General features: G+C 65.1%; 12 protein-coding genes. 8 read left to right on the top strand and 4 right to left on the bottom strand.

Annotated features, from left to right (window positions below; all coding sequences use genetic code 11):
- Positions 1 to 22 precede the first annotated feature (22 nt).
- Positions 23 to 1,282, bottom strand: coding sequence for an MFS transporter (locus tag ACZBJS_RS38200; RefSeq protein WP_076831717.1), 1,260 nt, complete (start codon positions 1,280 to 1,282; stop codon positions 23 to 25).
- Between the two features lie 232 nt (positions 1,283 to 1,514).
- The gene (locus tag ACZBJS_RS38195) at positions 1,515 to 1,802 is read right to left on the bottom strand and encodes a hypothetical protein (RefSeq protein ID WP_316397676.1); all 288 of its coding nucleotides are present in this window, start codon (positions 1,800 to 1,802) and stop codon (positions 1,515 to 1,517) included.
- Positions 1,803 to 1,916: 114 nt separating this feature from the next.
- Here ACZBJS_RS38195 and nirB point away from each other — a divergent pair, with 114 nt between their 5' ends.
- The 4 genes from nirB to ACZBJS_RS38175 all read left to right on the top strand — a co-directional run bounded on the left by nirB (position 1,917) and on the right by ACZBJS_RS38175 (position 8,530).
- Entirely contained in the window at positions 1,917 to 4,376 is a 2,460-nt protein-coding gene (gene nirB / locus ACZBJS_RS38190) for a nitrite reductase large subunit NirB (RefSeq protein ID WP_316397675.1), read from the top strand.
- Positions 4,373 to 4,702, top strand: coding sequence for a nitrite reductase small subunit NirD (gene nirD, locus ACZBJS_RS38185; protein ID WP_076831426.1), 330 nt, complete (start codon positions 4,373 to 4,375; stop codon positions 4,700 to 4,702). The genes nirB and nirD overlap by 4 nt, the downstream gene beginning before the upstream one ends.
- Before the next feature lie 11 nt (positions 4,703 to 4,713).
- Positions 4,714 to 7,377 carry a nitrate reductase gene (locus tag ACZBJS_RS38180; RefSeq protein ID WP_316397674.1) on the top strand — a complete coding sequence of 888 codons (2,664 nt, stop codon included), beginning with the start codon at positions 4,714 to 4,716 and terminating at the stop codon, positions 7,375 to 7,377.
- Positions 7,378 to 7,474: 97 nt separating this feature from the next.
- Positions 7,475 to 8,530 (top strand): amidohydrolase family protein, encoded by a 1,056-nt coding sequence (locus ACZBJS_RS38175; protein WP_244558918.1) that lies wholly within the window; start codon positions 7,475 to 7,477, stop codon positions 8,528 to 8,530.
- Here the strand turns inward: ACZBJS_RS38175 and ACZBJS_RS38170 are convergent.
- The gene (locus ACZBJS_RS38170; RefSeq protein WP_076831419.1) at positions 8,527 to 8,778 is read right to left on the bottom strand and encodes a hypothetical protein; all 252 of its coding nucleotides are present in this window, start codon (positions 8,776 to 8,778) and stop codon (positions 8,527 to 8,529) included. The genes ACZBJS_RS38175 and ACZBJS_RS38170 overlap by 4 nt on opposite strands.
- A gap of 284 nt (positions 8,779 to 9,062) precedes the next feature.
- On the opposite strand from ACZBJS_RS38170, the gene ACZBJS_RS38165 reads away from it, so the two are divergent.
- Together ACZBJS_RS38165 and ACZBJS_RS38160 are read left to right on the top strand one after the other, a co-directional pair.
- A complete protein-coding gene (locus ACZBJS_RS38165) occupies positions 9,063 to 10,289 on the top strand; it encodes a CaiB/BaiF CoA transferase family protein (protein WP_076831417.1) in 1,227 nt (408 codons plus the stop codon).
- Positions 10,290 to 10,535: 246 nt separating this feature from the next.
- Positions 10,536 to 10,931 (top strand): RidA family protein, encoded by a 396-nt coding sequence (locus tag ACZBJS_RS38160; protein ID WP_168857057.1) that lies wholly within the window; start codon positions 10,536 to 10,538, stop codon positions 10,929 to 10,931.
- 29 nt (positions 10,932 to 10,960) lie between these two features.
- Here ACZBJS_RS38160 and ACZBJS_RS38155 read toward each other — a convergent pair whose 3' ends face one another.
- Positions 10,961 to 11,650: a TetR/AcrR family transcriptional regulator gene (locus ACZBJS_RS38155; protein WP_057019566.1), complete on the bottom strand. Its 690-nt coding sequence runs from the start codon at positions 11,648 to 11,650 to the stop codon at positions 10,961 to 10,963.
- A 329-nt stretch (positions 11,651 to 11,979) separates the two neighbouring features.
- Between ACZBJS_RS38155 and ACZBJS_RS38150 the strand changes: the two genes are divergently transcribed.
- Both ACZBJS_RS38150 and ACZBJS_RS38145 read left to right on the top strand, forming a co-directional pair.
- Positions 11,980 to 13,212: an acyl-CoA dehydrogenase family protein gene (locus tag ACZBJS_RS38150; protein ID WP_168857056.1), complete on the top strand. Its 1,233-nt coding sequence runs from the start codon at positions 11,980 to 11,982 to the stop codon at positions 13,210 to 13,212.
- Between the two features lie 135 nt (positions 13,213 to 13,347).
- Complete coding sequence (locus tag ACZBJS_RS38145; protein WP_092082388.1) at positions 13,348 to 14,406, top strand: phosphotransferase family protein; 1,059 nt, start codon at positions 13,348 to 13,350, stop codon at positions 14,404 to 14,406.
- The last annotated feature ends 166 nt before the right edge of the window (positions 14,407 to 14,572 follow it).

The raw sequence follows: 14,572 nt of genomic DNA, 5'->3' as shown, positions 1-14,572 counted from the left end.
GTCACGTTGCGGAGCGGAGTCCTCAGACGCGCGCTCCCGATACCGCGCCCCAGGTGGTGCGCCAGCGAACCTTGACCATGGCAAGTCCGATGAAGCCAAGCAACGCCAGCCCGCCGAAGAACAGGAAGCCGGCGCCGAAGCCGCCGGTCATGCCCTTGGCGGCGCCGAGCGTCTGGGCGAGGAAGAAGCCGCCGACGCCGCCGGCGCAACCGACCAGCCCGGTCATCAGGCCGATCTCGTGACGGAAGCGCAGCGGGATCAGCTGGAATACCGCGCCGTTGCCCATGCCGAGCGCCAGCACGCCGATCGAGAACAGCAGCACCGAGATCCAGGCGATGCGCGGCAGTTCGGTCAACGCCCAACCGGCCTGCGTCGGCGCCGTCGGGCCCTCCGGCATGAAGGCAATGACGAGATAGGCCGCGACCACAACACCGAACAGGATCGACAGCGAACGGATGCCGCCGATCCGGTCGGCGATCATGCCGCCGACGGGACGGAATCCCGAGCCGAACGCGACGATCAGCGCGACCAGCATGCCCGCCGCGACGCCGGAGACATGATACTGCACGGTGAAATAGAGCGGCAGCGCGTTGGCGAGGCCGACGAAGCCGCCGAAGGTGATGAAGTAGAAGAACATGAACCAGCGGCTGTCGGAATCCTTCAGCAGTGCGCCGTAGGCCTGCAGCGAGACCTTCTTGCGCTCGCCCGGCGCGTCCTTGGCTGCGACCGCGTAATAGGCGAGCACCATCAGCATGGGAATAAGCAGGCAGCCGAACACGGCCTGCCAGCCCCAATGCTCGGCAATGGTCGGCGCGAGCAGCGTGTCGAGCACGACGCCCATATTGCCGGCACCGGCAATCCCCATCACCACGCCCTGATATTGCGGCGGATACCAGCGGCTCGCCTGGGGCAGGGCGACGGCGAACGAGGCGCCGCCGACGCCGAGCGCAAGCCCGAACAGCTCGATCGCGAGCTTGCTGGTCAGCCCGAAGTGCCACACCGCAGCAGTCGCGGCGATCACGACGAGCTGGGCGATGATGCCGGTGCGCTTGGCGCCGATGATGTCGGCGAGAATGCCCATCGGCACGCGCAGCAGCGCGCCGGCCAGCACGGGAATGGCGACCAGGGTGAACTTCTCGTTCACGGCCAGATTCATGTCTCGCGCGATGTAGACGATCAGCGGTCCGAGCGCGACCCACGCCATGAAACTGATGTCGAAGTACAGGAACGCGGCAAGCAGTGTCGGCCAGTGACCTGCCTTCTTGAACTCGGCTAGCTTCATCGCAAGCATCTCGCGTTGATGCGGCGGAGGCAGCCGCGAAAGCGCGGCCATCTCAGGCGCAGACAAATGGAATGTTGGTGAATGGGAGTGCGCTCGTCGTTGAGACGCACTCCGTCAACAGCTGGGGTCAGCAATTACCGTGCCATCGATCAGGTCGTGTCGCTTTGCCGTGCAGTCGCAAGACGTTGCCGCGCAATCGCGAACAGCGTTCCGCCGCCGCGCGTGGCGTGGCTTACGGCAAGTGCCGCCGCGCAAACGTGCATGCTGGTGCTTTTTTGTGCGATGCGCCAAGTCCCTGCGATCGCGCATCAAATGCGATTTCGCGATCGCATCGCGGCCGGCGATGCTGTGATGCACAAGAGATCATCGGCGTGGCTAAAATTTCGGCCGGCTGTCGGCGCGGCGCGCGGACCGGTGGATTTTGATCGGCCGGAAACCTCTTGATTTTGCGGCCGGATTTGCCCGCCGCGAGTTGGCACGCGTTTTGAATATCAATCAACAACGGAACATCGGTCGTCATCGAAGACGGTCTGCGCCCGCGGCTGGGCTTCCTACAACTCCAAACCTTTATCGGTGCCCATCAACGACGCACGCCGCGTCGCTGCGCAGCGCCGTCGGAATTGAAAGGCAGACCATGCTCGACAAAGTGACCAAGCAGAAGCTCGTGGTGATCGGCAACGGGATGGCCGGCATCCGGACGGTCGAGGCGCTGCTGGAGCGCGCGCCCGATCTCTACGACATCACGGTGTTCGGCTCCGAGCCCTACGGCAATTACAACCGCATCCTGCTGTCGCCGGTGCTCGCCGGCGAGAAGACCGTCGACGACATCATGCTCAACACCGTCGACTGGTACGAGGACAACAACATCACGCTGCGCAAGGGCGAGACGATCACCATGATCGATCGCCGGACCTGCGAAGTCGTCACCGAGGCCGGCGAGCGGGTGCCCTATGACCGCCTCTTGATCGCGACGGGCTCAAACCCGATCATGCTGCCGCTGCCGGGCAAGGACCTGCCGGGCGTGATCGGCTTCCGCGACATCTATGACGTCGATCGCATGATCAAGGCCTCGACCGACTATCGCAACGCGGTGGTGATCGGCGGCGGCCTGTTGGGCCTCGAGGCCGCCAATGGGCTGATGAAGCGCGGCATGAACGTCACGGTCGTGCATCTGCTCGACACGCTGATGGAGCGTCAGCTCGATCCGGTGGCCGGCGGCCTGTTGCGCAAGTCGCTGGAAGAGCGCGGCATGGTGTTCAAGATGCCGGCGCAGACCCAGGCCATCCTGGGCGAGGACCGCGTCACCGGCGTGCGGTTCGGCGACGGCACCGAGCTGCCGGCCGATCTCGTGGTGATGGCGGTCGGCATCCGTCCGAATTTTGAGCTCGCCAAGAAGGCCGGGCTCTACTGCGAGCGCGGCATCGTCGTTTCCGACACCATGCAGACCTATGACGGCCGCATCTACGCGGTCGGCGAGTGCGTGCAGCACCGCCGCCAGACCTACGGTCTCGTCGCGCCGCTGTTCGACCAGGCCAAGGTCTGCGCCAACCACCTCGCGATGAAGGGGTTTGCCACCTATGACGGCTCGGTCACCTCGACCAAGCTGAAGGTCACCGGCATCGACCTGTTCTCCGCCGGCGACTTCGCGCCGGGGCCGGACAAGGAGGAGATCGTGCTGCAGGACGCCAACCGCGGCGTCTACAAGCGCATCATCCTGAAGGACAAGAAGATCGTCGGCGCCGTGCTCTATGGCGACACCATCGACGGCCCCTGGTACTTCCAGCACCTGCGTGACGGCACCGACGTCTCGCATATGCGCGAGCGCCTGGTGTTCGGCGCCGCCAATCTCGGCGATGGCGGCGTCAGCGGCCAGAGCTCGGTTGCCGCGATGAGCGACGAGACCGAGATCTGCGGCTGCAACGGCGTCTGCAAAGGTGCCATCGTCAAGGCGATCAGCGAGAAGAAGCTGTTCACGCTCGACGACGTCCGCGCCCATACCAAGGCATCGTCGTCCTGCGGCTCCTGCACCGGCCTTGTCGAGCAGGTGCTGGCGTTCACGCTCGGCGGCGACTATTCGGCGGCGCCGAAGGTCAAGCCGCTGTGCAAATGCACCGATCACAGCCACGACGACGTTCGCCGCGTGATCGTCGAGCAGCAGCTCAAGACCATTCCCGCGGTCATGCGCTTCATGGAGTGGAAGACCCTGAACGGCTGCCACTCCTGCCGTCCGGCGCTGAATTACTATCTGCTCGCGACCTGGCCCGGCGAATATCGCGACGATCAGCAGTCGCGCTTCATCAACGAGCGCGTCCACGCCAACATCCAGAAGGACGGCACCTATTCGGTCGTGCCGCGGATGTGGGGCGGCGTCACGACGCCGAGCGAGCTGCGCGCGATCGCCGACGTCGCCGAGAAGTTCAACATCCCGACGGTGAAGGTCACCGGCGGCCAGCGCATCGACCTGCTCGGCGTCAAGAAGGAGGACCTGCCGGCGGTGTGGGCCGACCTCAACGACGCCGGCTTGGTGTCGGGCCACGCCTACGCCAAGGGCCTGCGCACGGTGAAGACCTGCGTCGGCTCCGAATGGTGTCGCTTCGGCACCCAGGATTCCACCGGCCTCGGCGTCAAGCTCGAGAAGTTCATGTGGGGCTCGTGGACGCCGGCCAAGGTCAAGCTCGGCGTCTCCGGCTGCCCGCGCAACTGCGCGGAAGCGACCTGCAAGGACGTCGGCGTGGTCTGCGTCGATTCCGGTTACGAGATCCATTTCGCCGGTGCCGCCGGACTGCACATCAAGGGCACCGAGTTCCTGACCAAGGTCGAGACCGAGGACGAATGCCTCGAGGTGATCGTGGCGCTGACCCAGCTCTACCGCGAGGAGGGCTGGTATCTGGAGCGCATGTACAAATGGTGTGACCGCGTTGGTCTCGAGCAGATCAGGAAGCGGGTGGTCGACGACGTTGCGAACCGCAAGGCGCTGTTCGCTCGCTTTGCCTATTCGCAGCAGTTCGCGCAGACCGATCCGTGGGCCGAGCGTGCCAGCCGCGGCGTCGACCGCAACGAGTTCGCGCCTCTCGCCGAATTGGAGCTCGCATGACTCAGTGGATCGAAATCGGCGCATTGACCGACATTCCGCGGCTCGGCTCGCGCGTGGTGCGCACGCCGGGCGGCAACATCGCAGTGTTCCGGACCGAGAGCGACGAGGTGTTCGCGCTCGACGACCGCTGCCCGCACAAGGGCGGGCCGCTGTCGCAGGGCATCGTGCACAACAAGCGCGTGACCTGTCCGCTGCATAACTTCGTCATCGAACTGGCGAGCGGGCAGGCCGTCGCGCCCGACGAAGGCTGCACCCATACCCATCCGGCCAAGGTCGAGAACGGCGTTGTCTGGCTGTCGGTGCGGCAGCCGGCCGCGGTGAGCTGAGCGGTCACGCAATGTCCGTCAAGACCACGTGTCCCTATTGCGGTGTCGGCTGTGGCGTCATCGCGTCGAAGGACGCGGCCGGTGCCGTCACCGTCGAGGGCGACAGGCAGCATCCGGCCAATTTCGGCCGGCTCTGCAGCAAGGGCTCGGCGCTCGCCGAGACCATCGATCTCGACGGGCGTCTGCTCGAGCCGATGGTGGACGGCGCGCCGGCGTCATGGGACGACGCGCTCGATCGCGTCGCCGATGGCTTTAGCAGGATCATACGCGAGCACGGGCCCGACGCGGTCGCGTTCTATGTTTCCGGCCAGCTGCTGACCGAGGACTATTACGTCATCAACAAGCTCGCCAAGGGCTTCGTCGGCACCGCCAATATCGACACCAATTCGCGGCTGTGCATGGCCTCCAGCGTCGCGGGGCACAAGCGCGCGTTCGGCAGCGACACCGTGCCGGGCTGCTATGAGGATCTCGAGCAGGCGGACTTACTCGTGCTGGTGGGCTCCAACGCCGCCTGGTGCCATCCGATCCTGCACCAGCGCATGCTGGCGGCGAAGGAGAAGAATCCGGCCTGCAAGATCGTGGTGATCGATCCGCGCAGCACCGCGACCTGCGAGGGCGCCGATCTGCATCTGCCGCTGCGCTCGGGCAGCGATTCCGTGCTGTTCAACGGCCTGTTCGCCTTTCTCGCCGGCAGCAACGCGGTCGACCGCGGCTTTGTCGGCAATTGCACGACGGGTGTGGTCGACGCGCTGAAGCAGGTCGGCGGCCAGACCGTGGCGCAGACCGCGGCGACCTGCGGCCTGACCGAAGGCGCGGTCGGGCTGTTCTTCGACTGGTTCACGCGCACCGAGCGCGTCGTCACGCTGTATTCGCAAGGCATCAACCAGTCGTCGAGCGGCGTCGACAAGGTCAACGCCATCATCAATTGCCATCTCTTGACTGGACGCATCGGCCGTCCCGGCATGGGGCCGTTCTCGCTGACCGGCCAGCCCAACGCGATGGGCGGCCGCGAGGTCGGCGGGCTCGCCAACCAGCTCGCCGCGCATATGGAGATCGAGAATCCCGCGCATCGCGAGCTGGTGCAGCGGTTCTGGCGTGCGCCAGTGATCGCGGAGAAGGCCGGGCTGAAAGCGGTCGACATGTTCGACGCGATCGCCGACGGCCGCATCAAGGCGGTGTGGATCATCTCGACCAATCCGGTGGTGAGCCTGCCGGATGCCGATCGCGCGCGCGCCGCGCTCGACGCCTGCGAGCTCGTCGTGGTGACGGATTGCATGCGCGACACCGACACCACGCGCCATGCCGACGTGCTGCTGCCGGCGCTGGCGTGGGGCGAGAAGGACGGCACCGTCACCAATTCCGAGCGCCGGATCTCGCGGCAGCGGCCGTTTCTCGCAGCGCCGGGCGAGGCGCGCGCCGACTGGAGCATCATCTGCGACGTCGCCAGTCGCATGGGATATTCCGGCTTCGACTATGCCTCGGTGGCCGAGGTGTTCCGCGAGCACGCCGAACTGTCCGGCTTCGAGAATAGCGGCCGGCGCGATTTCGACATCTCGGCGCTGGCGGCGCTGGACGATACCGCCTATGACGCGCTGGCGCCGGTGCAGTGGCCGGTGACGTCGGACCATCCGGCCGGAACGTCGCGGATGTTCGAGAGCCAGCAATTCTTCACGCCGGACCGCAAGGCGCGCTTCGTACCGGTGGCGCCGCGCGCGGCGCGCCACGCCACCAGCCGCGACTTTCCCCTGGTGCTCAACACCGGCCGCGTGCGCGATCAGTGGCACACCATGACCCGGACCGGCAAAACCGGCCGGCTGCTGGCGCATGTGTTCGAGCCCTATGCCGAGTTTCACCCCGAGGATGCGCGGCAGGCCGGGCTGCAAAACGAGGGATTGGTGCGGCTGACCAGCAGCTGGGGCGAGATGATCGCGCGCGTCGTGGTCAGCGCCGACCAGCGCCGCGGCTGCGTGTTCGTGCCGATGCACTGGAACGCGGAGTTCGCCGGCGAGGGGCGCGTCAACGCGCTGGTCAATCCGGCGACAGATCCAGTGTCCGGCCAGCCGGAGTCCAAGCACACGCCGGTCAAGGCCGATCCCTATACGCCGAAATGGCACGCCTTCATCCTGAGCCGCGACGCGATCAGGCGTCCGGCAAGCGGCTATTGGGTCTATGGCAAGGCCGGCGATTGCACGCGGCTGGAGCTCGCGCTCGACACTCGCCCGGAGAGCTGGCGCGACTGGGCGAGGGCGCAGCTCGGCCTCGAAGGTGTCGAGATCGAGTGGATCGCCTATCGCGATCCGGCGGCGGGACGCTTCCGCTACGCGGCGGTGCGCGACGGCCGGCTCGAGGGCTGCGTGTTCATCGCGCCCGATCACGCGCTGCCGTCGCGGGCCTGGCTGACCGGGCTGTTCGCCGAGCAGCAATTGTCGGCCAATGCGCGGATGTCGCTGCTCGCGGGAAGGCCGTTCGGCGCGGGCGAGGATGTCGGCCCGATCGTCTGCTCCTGTTTCAGCGTCGGACGGCACCAGATCACCGCCGAGATCAAAAAGGGCGCCGACAGCGTCGATGCGATCGGCCGCTGTCTGAAGGCCGGCACCAATTGCGGCGGCTGCAAGCCCGAGATCGGCAAGCTGATCGGCGCCACCGCGCAGCCGCGGCAGGCGATCGCGTCGTAGGTCGCCGCGCCAGGGCCCAGCCGAGAAATGCGCGATTCAAGATTGCTGCGGCGCAAATTGACCGTGAGCCCTATTTCTACGGCCGCAATTTCCTGATGTGATCTTCAATATTGCGAGCCAGTTTGCGGTTACCCCTGCTGAGGCGCGCCGTGCCGATCACCATCATGTCGTGACCAAAGCCATAGAACAGGAAGGACATTACATGCCTTCACGCCGTCATCTTCTGACCGGCGCCGTCGCGACCGGTGTCGCGCTGTCAATGCAACGCGCCACTGTAGCAGTCGCGCAGCAAAAACGAGTGATCGTCGATTCGCAGGTTCACCTGTGGCCGGCAAGCACTCCGGAGAGACCCTGGCTCCCCGGTGCCAAGCCGCAGCTCCCGGAGCCCTTCACCATCGAGCGTGTCATTCCACTGATGGACGAGGCTGGCATCGATCGCGTTGTCATCGTTCCGCCAGTGTCGCTTGAAGGTGAGCGCATCGATTATGCCCAGGAGGCAGTCAGACGGTACCCGGGCCGCTTCGCCATCATGGCGCGTGTCGCCCTCGACAAGCCCGACCGCGCGGCACGGCTTGCGACTTGGCGCGACCAGCCCGGCGTACTGGGCGTGAGGTTGAACGTCGGCCCTGGCGAAGCGGCGTGGCTGACAGACGGAACCGCGGACTGGTTCTGGCCGGCGGCGGAGAAGGCCCGCCTGCCGGTAATGTTTCTCACTGAGGGGCAGACGTCGCTGTTCGCCCGCATCGCCGAGCGGCACCCGCAACTTACGCTCATCATCGATCACATGGGCGTCGGCGCGGGACTTCGCCCTCGTCCCGGCTCATCGGAAAACAACATGGTGCCGGAGGCTATCGTCCAGGCGGCCGCGCTCGCAAAATATGCGAATGTATCGGTGAAGTTGTCGTCGGTCCCGCTGATTTCGACTGAGCGATATCCATTCCGCGACGTGATCCCGCACATCCACCGCCTGTTCGACGCCTACGGCCCGGAGCGCTGCCACTGGGGGACCGATCTAACCAACTCATTCGCCCGGGCCACTTACCGGCAGCGCGTGACGCAATTCACCGAGGAGCTTCCGTTCCTCAGCGAAAGCGACAAGGACTGGATCATGGGCCGCGCGATCCTGGCGCGGCTTCGCTGGACGTCGTCCTAGCAGCCGCGGCAGATGCTCTTCAGCTTGCTGTTGAGCAGGCGGTCCTCTTCGTCGGAGGCCGCCTTGGTGTAGGGGTCGTTGCCGTGGCGCTTGTCGTCGGCAAAACTGCCGGCGCCAGTGGCGCCGCCCAAGTGCATGCCGTGCATCGCGTGCCCGCCGCCATGGCCGTGGCCGCCGCGCGCGCCGACCGGCGGCATCGCGGCCGCAAGCAGCGTCAGCAGCAGCCCGACCGTCGTGATCGTCCGCATGTTTTCCTCCTCGTCGCGGCAAAATACCGCTGACGCTGAGGCAAATGGGTGTCGGTCATCTTCACAATTTCGCGTGGCGGCAATCGCCCGATTCTCGCAGCTGGTTCCCCCCGGGGCTGCCCCGGTGCGTCGTACATAGGCCGTCTGCGGATGGCTACATGCCGACAATGCAGTGCTCGCGACACCAAAATGGTGTATCGGCAGGCTCTGGCGCGCTCAAGACACGGGCAGGACGCGGCCCGGTGCGACACAATCAAGATATCGCAAGATTTGGAGGAAGGTTCATGTCGGCTCTGCCACTCTCGGGCATCAAGATTCTCGACCTGACGCGGGTGCTCGCGGGCCCGCTGTCGGCCCAGATGCTGGCGGATCTCGGCGCCGAGGTGATCAAGATCGAGCGGCCCGGCGGCGGCGACGATGCCCGCGCCTTCGGCCCGCCCTATCTCACCGATCCCGAAGGCAAGCAGAACAACAACAACTCGTTCTACCTCTGCGCCAACCGCAACAAGAAGTCGGTCACCGTCAACATCGCCAAGCCGGAAGGGCAGGCGATCATCCGCGAGCTCGCCAAGACGGCCGACGTGATGATGGAGAACTACAAGGTCGGCGACCTCAAGCGTTACGGTCTCGACTACGAGACCATCAAGCAGCTCAACCCCGGTATCATCTATTGCTCGGTGACGGGTTTCGGCCAGACCGGACCTTACGCGCCGCGCGCGGGCTATGATGCGATCCTGCAGGCGATGGGCGGCCTGATGAGCGTCACCGGCCATATCGACGGCGAGCCGGGCGAGGGCCCGATGAAGGTCGGCCCCTCGATCGTCGACTACATGACCGGCATGAACACCTCGATCGGCATCCTCTCGGCGCTCTACCATCGCGACGCCAACAACGGGGAAGGGCAGCACATCGACGTCTGCCTGTTCGACACGGTGATCGCATCGCTGTCGCACTGGCTGCAGATTTACCTCGTCAATGGCAAGACCCCGCCGCGCCGCGGCACCTGGGGCAATGGCGGCATGCCGGCCGGCGTGTTCCGCTGCACTGATGGCGAGCTGATGCTGGTGGTCGGCAATGACGGCCAGTTCCAGCGCACCTGCGCCGTGCTCGGCGAGCCCGAGCTCGCGAACGACAAGCGCTTCGTCAAGAACAACGACCGCGTCGTGCACGGCAAGGAGATCATGGCGATCTTCGCCGGGCTGTTCCTGAAGCATCCGGTGGCCTACTGGCTGGAGAAGCTCGAGGAGGCCGGCGTGCCGTCCGGCCCGATCAACAATTTCGAGCAGGTGTTCAGCGATCCCCACGTGCAGTCGCGCGGCATGCGGGTCGAGGTCGACCATCCGTTCGAGCCGAACCTGTCGCTGATCCGCAACGCGCTGACCTTCTCGGGCACGCCGATCACCGAGTACCGCGCCCCGCCGCTGTTAGGGGCCGACACCAAGGACGTGCTGGCGACCATCGGCTATGACGACGCCAAGGTCGAGGGACTGAAGGCGCAGGGGATTCTGTAGGCGCTGACTTCGAGGCCGCGGGCGGTGGAGTTTCTCCGTCATCCTGAGGTGCGAGCTCTTGCGAGCCTCGAAGGATGAACGGCCCCGCTGGTGGCCGTCGACCCTTCGAGACGCGCGCAAGGGCGCGCTCCTCAGGGTGACGGGACCAGGGTCGTCATTCCGCAACAACACTTCGACCAGCATCGAAGCATCATTGACATCCGCCTGCTAGGTTGGCGCCATCGATCCTCATCGAAGGTGCCAATCATGAAACGGGAAGTGGTCCGCGTCGAACCGATCTCGATTTGGCTGGAGCGCTGGAAGGCGCCGGCATCGCCGGTGACCCGGGCCGGCAACATGGTGTTCGTCTCCGGCCTGCCGCCGTTCGATCCCGCGACCGGCGAGTTCGCCGCCGGCGCGTCGATCGAGCGGCAAAGCGAGCTGGTCATGGAGCAGCTCAAGCAATGCCTCGAGGCGGCCGGCGCCACGCTCGACAATGTGATGAAGTGCAACGTGTTCTGCACTTCGGCAAAGCACTTCACAACCTTCAATGCAGTCTATGCAAGGTACTTCCCGCACCAGCCGCCGGCGCGGATCTTCGTCTGCATCCCGGAATGGACCGGGCCGTTCGACGTCGAGATCGACTGCATCGCGATGGTGTAAGGGCAGGGCGCCGCAGCGGCGCCCTCGCTTCACAAATCCTGCCGCGTCAGCCGCCCGTGCATCGCGACCGGTCGCGGCGCCGGCTTGCTCGGCACGTCGCCCATCGTCAGCGCCATCACCGAGACCGTGACCACGCGATCGATGATGCCGCGGACGTCGTCGAGATCGCATTTGCCTTCCGACAGCCGCAGCAGGCGTTCCTTCTCGCGGATGGTGTGGTGCGCCATCGCGAGCGCGAAGTGCAGGCCCCAATAGAGCTCGGTGTCGCTGCTGGCCGGCATCGCGCGGCGCATCGCCGCGGCGAACTTGCGCAGGTGATCGACCTCGCGATTCTTGATGCGGCGGATCGGCGGCACGGATTCGATCGAGGCGCGGATCATGAACCGCGCCGCGGTCGAGCCCTCGCGATCCGGCCCGAGGCAGCCGCGCAGGGTGGGGCCGACGAGAGCGCGCATGATGTCCTCGATCGCGGCGCGGCCGCCGCCTTTTTCCTCCGCCGCCCGCAGTTCGTTGAGGCGCTCGCGGTTGGTCTGGATGCTGCGGGTGACAAACAGCTCCGCGATCAATTCGTCCTTGGAGCCGAAATGATAGTTCACCGCAGCGAGGTTGACGTTCGCCTCCGCGACGATGTCGCGCAGCGTGACGTCGCCGAAGCCGCGGTCGGCATAGAGACGCTCGGCGGCGGCGAGAATGGCTGATCGGGTCTGGTCGCTGGCCATGGCTGAGAGCCTCCGGTCATTCCGGGGCGATGCGCAGCATCGAACCCGGAATCTCGCTCCACAATTTCCGGATTCCGGGTTCAGCTCTGCGGGCTGCCCCGGAATGACGAACGCGAGGTTGCATTTCAAACATTTGTATGAAACTATCGTTTGAACGGTCGGAAATGTCAATCCGCGGATCGCGGGGCAGCATTCTGGCACGCCAACGCCGCCCTTCCGCGAACGCCCTTGCGAGCCGCGGAGGCGGGGTCAACAATGTCGACAAATGGCTGCGGCCCAGGTTCACGGCCCAAGTGAGTGGCCCAAGTCTAGGAAACGAGGAGCGTCCCATGGATTTCACGATGTCGCCCAAGCAGAAGGAGTGGCTGGAGCGCGTTCAGGCCTTCATGAAAACGCACGTTCGGCCCGCCGTGCCGATCTACGACAAGCAGGATGCCGAGGGCCCGCGCTGGAAGGTGATCCCGATCCTCGAGGATCTGAAGAAGAAGGCGAAGGCCGAAGGCCTCTGGAATATGTTCATGCCGCCGTCCTCGCATGAGGACGATGAATTCCACGGCGCGGGATTGACCAATCTCGAATACGCGCTGCTGTCGGAAGAGATGGGTCGCATCTCCTGGGCTTCGGAAGTGTTCAACTGCTCCGCTCCCGATACCGGCAACATGGAAGTGTTCATCCGCTACGGCACCAAGGAGCAGAAGCGCAAATGGCTGCGCCCGCTGATGGACGGCGAGATCCGCTCCGCCTTCCTGATGACCGAGCCGGCGGTCGCTTCGTCCGACGCCACCAACATCGAGACTCGGATCGAGAAGGACGGCGATCACTACGTCATCAACGGCCGCAAATGGTGGTCGTCGGGCGTCGGCGATCCTCGTTGCAAGATCGCGATCCTGATGGGCAAGACCGACTTCAACGCCGCCAAGCATCAGCAGCAGTCGCAGATCCTGGTGCCGCTCGATACCCCCGGCATCAAGGTCGAGAAGATGCTGCCGGTGTTCGGCTTCGACGATGCGCCGCACGGCCACGCCCAGGTGCTGCTCGAGAACGTCCGCGTGCCGAAGGAAAACATCCTGCTCGGCGAAGGCCGCGGCTTCGAGATCGCCCAGGGCCGTCTCGGTCCGGGCCGCATCCATCACTGCATGCGCACCATCGGCCAGGCCGAGGAGGCGCTGGAGAAGATGGTGAAGCGGCTCGCCTCGCGCACCGCGTTCGGCAAGAAGATCATCGAGCATTCGGTCTGGGAGCAGCGCATCGGCGATGCCCGCACCGACATCGAGATGAACCGTCTGCTCTGCCTCAAGGCCGCCGACATGATGGACAAGGTCGGCAACAAGACCGCGCAGGCCGAGATCGCGATGATCAAGGTCGCAGCTCCCAACATGGCGCTGAAGATCATCGACCAGGCGATTCAGGCCTTTGGCGGCGGCGGCGTCTCCGACGACGCAGGCCTCGCCCGCGCCTATGCCCACATCCGCACGCTCCGTCTCGCCGACGGTCCGGACGAGGTGCACAATCGCGCCATTGCCAGACTTGAACTTCGGAAGTATGCAAACACGTCGCACTGAGCATGATGCGGAACGCATGGCGTTCGCGCGCACATCGTGCTCAGAATGAAAAAGAGAGATCAGGCTGGCGTGCCAGCCTGATTGAGGGAGCGCCCCGACGCGCTCCTTGAAAAATCGAGTTGAGGGAGCGTCATCGTGGCGGACGGCGTCAGGAAAGACGAAGAATTTTCCGGCACAAGGGAAGTCGAGGAGCGCCATCGTATCAACGAGGCCAGTCTCGACGCCTGGATGAGGGAACACGTCGAAGGCTATCAGGGGCCGCTCACGGTCCTGCAGTTCAAGGGTGGCCAGTCCAACCCGACCTACAAGCTCGAGACCCCCGGCCGCAACTATGTGATGCGGCGCAAGCCGTTCGGTAAATTGTTGCCGTCGGCGCATGCGGTCGATCGCGAGTTCCGCGTGATCGCGGCGCTTGGCAAGCAGAATTTCCCGGTCGCGAAAGCCTACGCCCTGTGCACCGACGATGCGGTGATCGGCTCGGCCTTCTACATCATGTCGATGGAAGAGGGGCGGGTGTTCTGGGACCCGACGCTGCCGACCCAGGAGCCCGACGCGCGCCGAAAGATCTTCGCCAGCAAGATCGAGACGCTGGCCAAGCTTCATCTGTTCAATCCCGAGGCGATCGGCCTCGGCGATTTCGGCAAGCCCGGCAATTATTTTGCGCGACAGGTCGATCGCTGGACCAAGCAGTACCGCGCCTCCGAAACGCAGCACATTCCCGAATTCGAGAAGCTCGCCGAGTGGCTGCCGAAAACCGTTCCGGAGCAGAAGCGCGTCTCGATCGTGCATGGCGACTATCGCCTCGACAACATGATCTTCCACGCCACCGAGCCGCGGGTGCAGGCGGTGCTCGACTGGGAATTGTCGACGCTCGGCGATCCCATGGCCGACTTCACCTACCTGTTGATGCAGTGGACCATGCCGGGCCTCGTCAATGCCGACCTCAAGGCATTGAACATTCCGAGCCAGGATGAAGCGGCGCAGATCTATTGCGACGTGACCGGCATCCCGGTGCCGGACCTGAACTGGTATTTCTCCTACAACCTGTTCCGCCTTGCCGGCATCACGCAGGGCATCGCGGGCCGGGTTCGCGACGGCACCGCGGCGAATGCCAAGGCCCTCGAGTCGGCCAAGCGCACCGTGCCGCTGTCGCAGGCGTCATGGGAATACGCGCAGAAGGCCGGCGCAACCTGATCCAAGAATGCGGCGCGATCCAACAGGGCTCGCGCCGCTTTTCTTTTTACCTCGCCCCGCTTGCGGCAGGGGTGTCCGGGGAAATTCAGGCATAGCGGAGCTCCATCTGGTCAGGTGAGATGGTTGATTTCCGACGGCTGGGGTTGATGGGCGGAGGTTTGTCGAT

The sequence above is a fragment of the Bradyrhizobium sp. KZN70725 genome (assembly GCF_055264925.1).
This window is presented reverse-complemented; position numbering and strand designations above follow the sequence as displayed.

What these genes read in the sequence shown, in the direction of transcription:
- ACZBJS_RS38200 (WP_076831717.1), bottom strand. Translation starts at nt 1,282, where the DNA reads ATGAAGCTAGCCGAGTTCAAGAAGGCAGGTCACTGGCCGACACTGCTT.
- ACZBJS_RS38195 (WP_316397676.1), bottom strand. Translation starts at nt 1,802, where the DNA reads ATGACGACCGATGTTCCGTTGTTGATTGATATTCAAAACGCGTGCCAA.
- nirB (WP_316397675.1), top strand. Translation starts at nt 1,917, where the DNA reads ATGCTCGACAAAGTGACCAAGCAGAAGCTCGTGGTGATCGGCAACGGG.
- nirD (WP_076831426.1), top strand. Translation starts at nt 4,373, where the DNA reads ATGACTCAGTGGATCGAAATCGGCGCATTGACCGACATTCCGCGGCTC.
- ACZBJS_RS38180 (WP_316397674.1), top strand. Translation starts at nt 4,714, where the DNA reads ATGTCCGTCAAGACCACGTGTCCCTATTGCGGTGTCGGCTGTGGCGTC.
- ACZBJS_RS38170 (WP_076831419.1), bottom strand. Translation starts at nt 8,778, where the DNA reads ATGCGGACGATCACGACGGTCGGGCTGCTGCTGACGCTGCTTGCGGCC.
- ACZBJS_RS38165 (WP_076831417.1), top strand. Translation starts at nt 9,063, where the DNA reads ATGTCGGCTCTGCCACTCTCGGGCATCAAGATTCTCGACCTGACGCGG.
- ACZBJS_RS38160 (WP_168857057.1), top strand. Translation starts at nt 10,536, where the DNA reads ATGAAACGGGAAGTGGTCCGCGTCGAACCGATCTCGATTTGGCTGGAG.
- ACZBJS_RS38155 (WP_057019566.1), bottom strand. Translation starts at nt 11,650, where the DNA reads ATGGCCAGCGACCAGACCCGATCAGCCATTCTCGCCGCCGCCGAGCGT.
- ACZBJS_RS38150 (WP_168857056.1), top strand. Translation starts at nt 11,980, where the DNA reads ATGGATTTCACGATGTCGCCCAAGCAGAAGGAGTGGCTGGAGCGCGTT.